The organism is Bradyrhizobium sp. PRIMUS42, assembly GCF_023006515.1.
Classification (GTDB): Bacteria; Pseudomonadota; Alphaproteobacteria; order Rhizobiales; family Xanthobacteraceae; genus Bradyrhizobium.
On sequence record NZ_JALBGZ010000405.1, the window covers coordinates 1 to 5840 of the forward strand.

5 protein-coding genes and 2 pseudogenes are annotated in these 5840 nt (G+C 65.3%); 2 read left to right on the forward strand and 5 right to left on the reverse strand.

Annotated elements, in window-relative coordinates; genetic code table 11:
• Both MOV75_RS24850 and MOV75_RS24855 read right to left on the reverse strand, forming a co-directional pair.
• Positions 1–248: pseudogene (locus MOV75_RS24850) on the reverse strand (carboxylesterase); the annotation flags it as partial.
• A 315-nt stretch (positions 249–563) separates the two neighbouring features.
• Positions 564–1133, reverse strand: a complete 570-nt coding sequence (locus MOV75_RS24855) for an alpha-ketoglutarate-dependent dioxygenase AlkB (protein WP_246923645.1) — start codon at positions 1131–1133, stop codon at positions 564–566.
• Positions 1134–1212: 79 nt separating this feature from the next.
• Here MOV75_RS24855 and MOV75_RS24860 point away from each other — a divergent pair, with 79 nt between their 5' ends.
• Positions 1213–1353 carry a hypothetical protein gene (locus MOV75_RS24860; protein WP_007597071.1) on the forward strand — a complete coding sequence of 47 codons (141 nt, stop codon included), beginning with the start codon at positions 1213–1215 and terminating at the stop codon, positions 1351–1353.
• Here the strand turns inward: MOV75_RS24860 and MOV75_RS24865 are convergent.
• From MOV75_RS24865 to MOV75_RS24875, 3 genes are read right to left on the reverse strand one after another with little or no spacing between them, the layout of a single operon-like run.
• A complete protein-coding gene (locus tag MOV75_RS24865; RefSeq protein ID WP_246923640.1) occupies positions 1350–2936 on the reverse strand; it encodes an ATP-binding protein in 1587 nt (528 codons plus the stop codon). The genes MOV75_RS24860 and MOV75_RS24865 overlap by 4 nt on opposite strands.
• Positions 2933–3637: a response regulator gene (locus MOV75_RS24870; protein ID WP_246923637.1), complete on the reverse strand. Its 705-nt coding sequence runs from the start codon at positions 3635–3637 to the stop codon at positions 2933–2935. Before MOV75_RS24870 ends, MOV75_RS24865 begins: the two co-directional genes overlap by 4 nt.
• Before the next feature lie 19 nt (positions 3638–3656).
• Complete coding sequence (locus tag MOV75_RS24875; RefSeq protein ID WP_246923631.1) at positions 3657–5153, reverse strand: DUF4173 domain-containing protein; 1497 nt, start codon at positions 5151–5153, stop codon at positions 3657–3659.
• A gap of 189 nt (positions 5154–5342) precedes the next feature.
• Between MOV75_RS24875 and MOV75_RS24880 the strand changes: the two are divergent.
• A pseudogene (locus MOV75_RS24880) lies at positions 5343–5840 on the forward strand (glycoside hydrolase family 3 protein); the annotation flags it as partial.

The following is a 5840-nucleotide window of genomic DNA, read 5'->3' on the forward strand; positions in this document are numbered from 1 at the left end:
CGCGGCGTATCCGCCTTGGTCGCGCTGGCGGCGACATCGAGCACGTTGGCTTCGCTCTCGCCGTAGCGCAGGCCCCGCGCGAAGGTAACCTGCTCACACAGCCGCGCGGTGCCGCCGGCCGTGGTGTCGGAATCGGTCAGGCCCACTTGCACGAGATCAGACGGCGGCGAGAGCCGGGCCGGCAAAGGTCCGTGCGCGGAGGCTGTGGTCATGGTCAGAAGCAGGAAAAATGTCAGATAGTTCTTCATGGTGATGCCGGCTTTGCGGGTCTCATATTGGCTCGCAGATATGGCCTGTCTTTTCAATTCGCCTCATTACTCAGCTGGCCTTGAGGCGAATTCGCGGCACCCTTGGCCGGCACGCCGCCGCCGCGGAAACGGGCGTCCGGCTTGGCATGTGGCCGCGTTTGGAGCGCATGTTCGCGTGTCCCGGGACGACCCGCGCGGCGCAGCCATTTTGTCTCGATCCGTCAAGCCGTTGTCCGGCGCCGCCGAGGCTCGAGCCGGACACGGCGTTCTACTGTGCATGGGGTTGTTTTCGCAGTTTTTGTTTTGGACGACCGGTCAGGCTCGCTTCATCGTCCGGAACGTGATGGAGTAACGGCGTGCCTCGACCGGCGGGATGCTGTGCTCCCATTGCGAACGCGCCTCGCCGTCCATCATGTAAAGCGAGCGCGGCAGAGCCTCGAGCGTGTGGCGCTGCCATTTGTCGCCGCTCCGGCGGCGGAAGCGGAACTTGCAGGCCGCGCCGAGCGAGAGGCCGAGGACTTTGTCAAAATGCGGCTTGTCGCGGTGCCAGCCGATGCCGACGCCGACCTCATATTCGGTGCAGAGCACCTGGCGGACGGTAGCCTTCGGTAGCCCCGCCCATTGCTCGACCTGACGCGCGACCGGCGCCACCCAGTCCGGGATCGGCTCCGCCTCGGCCAGCCGCTGCAGCGAATAGTCGTAGCGATAGCCGAACGAGGCCACCCGGCGATTGCCCTCGAAGGCGCCGAACTGGAAGCGCTGGAGCGGCAATGCTGCGATGCGGCCGATCAATTCCTGCTCGAGGGCGGCATCGATAAAATTGTCCGCATGGCGCAGCCCGGCAGGGCCCGCTTGCGGTTCGGCGAACAAACCTAATTGCGTCATTCCTCGCGTGTCCGTGATGGAACCTAATGGCGGCTGATGCGACTTACATATGACGCGGGAAGAAACGTGCGAGGCTGTCATGGCAGAGAAGCATACCGCCGATCCGGCAGAGATCATGCGGGCGACCGGTCATCCCGAGCTGGAATATGCCGCCGGCTGGACCATCGCCGGCCTGGTCACCATCGGCACCATCGTTGCCGCCTGGGTGTTCGCGATCTAGGCCACAGGGAATTGGAGCTCGAAGGCGGCGCCCGCCTCGGTCGGCTTCAGCCTGATCGAGCCGCCATGGCTCGCCATCACCGCACGCGCGATCGCAAGCCCCATCCCGGTCCCGCCCTGGTCGCGGCGGGTGGTGAAGAACGCGTCAAAAATCCTGTCGCGGTTCGGCGCCGAGATCGGCTCGCCGTCATTGCTCACCGTCAGACGCACGGTCGTGCGCTCGAAGGCCGCCTCCAGCCTGATTGACCTCGCCTTGTGCCGCATCGCGTTGTCGGCGAGATGCGACAGCACGATCAGCGCCTTTTCGCCGGACATACCGATGGGGCGGTCGAGGCTGCCGCTGGCCGAAATATCGCTTGCCGGAAAGAGGCTTCTCAGGTCGGCGATCACGGGTGCGAGTTCGGTGCGCTCGTTCTGCGGCAGGCTCTCGGCACGGGCCAGTTCGCGCAGCCGCTGCGCCATCGCCTCCAGCCGCTGCGTATCGGACAGGATGTTGGCGATGAACGTGTTCTGCTCGGCCGGCGTCAGACCCTCGGATTTACCTTGAACCGAATCCTGCAACAGCTCGGCGGCGCCCTTGATCGAGGTCAGCGGCGATTTCAGCTCGTGAGTGAGGTGGGCCGAGAACGTCGCGATATAGTCCGAGCGCCGCGCCAGCTGCTCGGCCATGCCGAGGAAGCTGTGCGAGAGCTGGGCGAACTCGCGCGTGCCGTAATGCCGGAGCGGCTGAAATGCCTCGCGATCGCCGCGGCCGATCCGCGCGGCGCGATCGATCAATTCGCGCATCGGCAGCGTGATGGTGCGGGAGAAAACGAGGCCAATCGCGATCGTGCCGAGGATGACGGCGAGGCCGGCCAGCACGAATTTGGCCCGCTCCTGGTAGAGATGATCGAAAATGTTGCTGGGCGTCCGCGTGGTATAAATCACGCCCGCGACGCGGTTGTTGACGATGACGGGCATCGCCGAGAACACGTGCACGCCGAGGCCGCGGCTGAAGGAGTAGATCGGCGGCGGCGGCTTGTCCGGCACGCGGTTGCGCAAGGTGGCGCGGTACTGCCCGTGCAGCGCGTCCGCGACCTCCTCGATATGGGCGAGCGACTGCCCGACCTCCTGGCGCCCGGCGATCACCACGCCCTGCGGATCGAGGATCCTGAAACCCGCCAGCGTCACCTTCTGGGTCTCGCGGATGATCGGCGTCAGCCTTGCGCCGATCTCGACATAGGCCGGCTGTGCCGGCCGGATTGCTGCTTGCGCATCGGGCCGCCGGCGCAACAAATCATTGGCGGTGAGGTCAAGCGCGGGGCGGATCGGCGTGACCTGGTCGCCGGGGTCGGGCAGCACGTTCGGCGGCACCTCGGCGCCGAGAGTCAGGCCACTGTCGAGCCTTGCCGTGACCTCCTGCGCATAGATCGTCGCCAGCACGCGGCTTTGCGCGATCAGCTCGGCCTGGGTCTGGCGGATGAGCTGGTTGTCGTAGAGGCGGAAGAAGAACAGGCCGACCAGCGGCAGCACGGCGACGGTCGCCAGCACCGTGAAGATCACGAGGCCGAGCGACGGTCGCCATTTATCGGGCGCCGCGCTCATGCCGCTGTCTCGCAGCGGCCGAGCTTGAAGCCGACGCCGTGGATGGTCTCGATGACATTCTCGCAATTCAGCGCCGCCAGCTTGGCGCGGATGTTGCGGATGTGGCTGTCGATGGTGCGGTCGGAGACCTGGATGTTGAGCTGATAGGCCGCGCGCATCAGCTGCTCGCGATTGAACACCGAGGTCGGCCGGGTCAGGAACGCGCGCAGGATGCCGAACTCGATCGCGGTCAGCTTCAGCGGCGTGCCGGCGAACGACGCCACATGCTGCTCCGGATCGATCAGCAGGCCACCTTGCGCCAGCGCGCTCGGCCCAGCCTTGATCTCGCCATTGCGCGGGCTGAGCCGGCGCAGGATGACATTGACCCGCGCCACCAGCTCGCGCGGGCTGAACGGCTTTGTCACGTAGTCGTCGCCGCCGATCTCGAGGCCGAGGATGCGGTCGATCTCCTCGTCGCGCGCCGACAGGAACAGGATCGGCACGTCGGAGGTCTTGCGAATCTCGCGGCAGACGTTGAGGCCGTCGAACTCAGGCATGCCGATGTCGAGCACGATCAGGTCGGGCTTGTCGGCGGCAGCGCGGCTGAGCGCCTCCCTGCCGTCGCGCGCCTCGATCACGTCCATGCCCGCCTTCTTCAGTGCAACGCGGATGACCTCGCGGATATGGCCTTCGTCGTCGACGATGAGAATGCGATGCGCCAAGAAACTCTCCGCTGCCTCGTCAGCCCGCCGGCTGATTCTTCGCCGGCGCGTCCAGCCTGCGCTGCAGCCGCCAGCTTCGAAAGCCCCAGCTCCGCCAGGCCAAGTCCTGACGCTGCTGTTCTACAAGGCGGTCGCGGCGTGACACAAGGCAGCTCTCGGGGTTGCCGGGCCGGAGCATGATCGCCCTATCGATGGCGGGCAGTGCCTGCGGTCCGAGCGTCAGGAGATAGTTCATGTCGATCTGCACGCCTTTCCCCGATGCTTCCCGGCTGTGGGCGACATTGTAGTCGGCAATGAAGGCATCGAAGTTCACGAGCGAGCAGCCGTAGAGCACGATCGCGAGCACGATCAGATTGACACCCACGAGCCATTGGTTGGACCGGTTGAGAGCAATGCGGGTCACGATCAGGATCAGTCCGAGCGCCACCAGCCCCATCCAGATGAAGGCCGCGATGCGCCAATACGTCAGCATGTAGATGTCGACATAGAGGTCGAGCCGGAGGATGGACGAGGCGACCAGAAGCACGTTCTGCCCTACCCAGAGATAGACCAGCGGCCGGATCACCCTCGATTTCTCGGCCGGTCCGCCCGGGCGCATCGCCACCAGCACGAAGGCGGCGGCCAGCAGCGCGGTTACGATCAGCGGATAGGCGCCGCGATGGGCGTAGGCGGCATAGGTCAAGTTGTCGGGCAGCGCCGCGTGCCCCCAGAGATAGATGCCGTCGAGAATCGACTGCGCCGCGAACAGCAGATTGAACAGGATCAGCGAGCGCAGGATGGTGGCGGGGCCCAGGAATTCAGCCGAGACGAGGGACGGGAGCGGCGGTGGCACCGGGACGTCGGCGACGGCGGTGGTGACGACCGTCTTGCGCCGCCAGCGCACATGGATGAACGGCCAGACCAACGCCAGCATCACGGCCCAGAACAGGACGCGCGGGACGCTGACATATTCGAGGATGAGTTTCGGATTGAGCAGGGACAGCCATTGCTCGATCACCGGATTGGCCGCGGCGAAGAGTGCGACGAAGACGGTGCTGAGCGCGGCAGGCAGCAGCCACAGCGCGATGCCGCGGGTAAACGCCGACGCGTTGAGGACCTGGGGCGCATCGAGGAAGAACCTGAAGGGACCGAGCAGGACCAAGCTTCGCAGCGCACGGACGCGGTCGGCGAGCCCGGTCGCTTCCGCATTGGTCACGAGCAGCAACGCAATCGTCAGCGATGCGACGAGGATCAGGAACGACAGCGTGTTGAGCTCCTCGATAACAGGCACGAGACCGGCGGCGAGAACGGCCGATCCGGTGATGGCGCGGCGCAAGTCCAGTGCGGCATGATTGAAGAGCGCCGACACGCCAGCGAGCGCGATCGTAAAGAGCGTCAACGACAGCCCGATCCGCTGCCCGTAGAACAGCCAGTCGGCGAGTGCGGCCAGCAGCAGCGCGAGCCCGACCTTGGCCGAAATCGAGGAATGACCGATCGGCTTGATCTCTTCTACGATCGTCGAAGCCAGGCTTGTCATATCCGGAGGACCTTTCGTGATGGTTGGCATCACGAAGTCTGAAGGGTTCTTGTGCAGAAGGCGGGATCATCGTCTGCACGGTTTCAGGAGTCTTTTGCAGATTTCGTGCAGGCGGCCTTTTGCCTCTCGCCCGGCGCAAATCGCTTTGATAGGTGCGAAGCATTCGCCACTTCCAGCACGTGATGCATCATGCAATTGCTCCGCCGTATCGGCCTCATCCTGCTCTGGCTTGCCGCGCCTGTCGTCGCGTTCGCCGCCGCGAACAAGAACGATCCTTATCTGGTGCCGTTGCGCGGCGCCGGAAACATCGCGCTTGTCGTCGCAAGCATCGCGATCGTCGTCCTCCTGCTACGCAGAGGGCGTTGGCGTACCATCGCGGGCAAGCTGCTCGTCATGCTCTGGTGCCTGCCGCCGGTTCTGATGTCGGCCGCGCATCTGAAGTTCGAGCTGCGCAAGAACGATGTCCTCGGCGTCAGCGCGACGGAAGCGCGTCAGCTCGGGCCGCACTTCATGGTCGGCTATTCCTCGTTTCCCGAGGTCGCGCGCCTTGCCGGGCAGGGGTTGATCGGCGGCGTCTATGTCACCCGGCACAATATCCGCGGCAGGACCGTCGAGGCGCTGCGGACCGAGATCGCCGCGCTCCAGGATCTCAGGCGCGCAGCGGGCCTGCCGCCGCTGGTCGTTGCT

Bases quoted from the DNA above. Each gene is read 5' to 3' on its own strand.
- MOV75_RS24855 (WP_246923645.1), bottom strand. From the start codon at position 1,133: ATGACGCAATTAGGTTTGTTCGCCGAACCGCAAGCGGGCCCTGCCGGG.
- MOV75_RS24860 (WP_007597071.1), top strand. From the start codon at position 1,213: ATGGCAGAGAAGCATACCGCCGATCCGGCAGAGATCATGCGGGCGACC.
- MOV75_RS24865 (WP_246923640.1), bottom strand. From the start codon at position 2,936: ATGAGCGCGGCGCCCGATAAATGGCGACCGTCGCTCGGCCTCGTGATC.
- MOV75_RS24875 (WP_246923631.1), bottom strand. From the start codon at position 5,153: ATGACAAGCCTGGCTTCGACGATCGTAGAAGAGATCAAGCCGATCGGT.